The following is a 291-nucleotide window of genomic DNA, read 5'->3' on the forward strand; positions in this document are numbered from 1 at the left end:
GGTTGGAGAGCAGGCCCAGGTCGGTCAGCCCCTGGATGTTGGAGTGGCCGCGCAGGGCGTTGACCCCACCGCCGAGCATGCCGATGTTGCCCAGCAGCAGCTGCACCATGGAGGCGGTACGGATGATCTGGGCGCCGATGGAATGCTGGGTCCAGCCCAGGGCGTAGAGGATGCTCATGGTGCGCTCGGGGCGCGCCGTCTCGGCGATCATGTCCCAGGTGGTCTGGATCTGCTCACGCGGCATGCCGCAGACGCGCTCCACCAACTCGATGGTGTAGCGGCTGTAGTGCG

1 pseudogene is annotated in these 291 nt (G+C 67.0%); it reads right to left on the bottom strand.

From position 1 onward, the window contains the following. Positions 1-291, bottom strand: a pseudogene (locus FS767_RS22090) (molybdopterin-dependent oxidoreductase); the annotation flags it as partial.

The organism is Pseudomonas sp. DE0010 (genome assembly GCF_007680745.1).
In the GTDB taxonomy this organism is placed as follows: Bacteria; Pseudomonadota; Gammaproteobacteria; order Pseudomonadales; family Pseudomonadaceae; genus Aquipseudomonas; species Aquipseudomonas parafulva_B.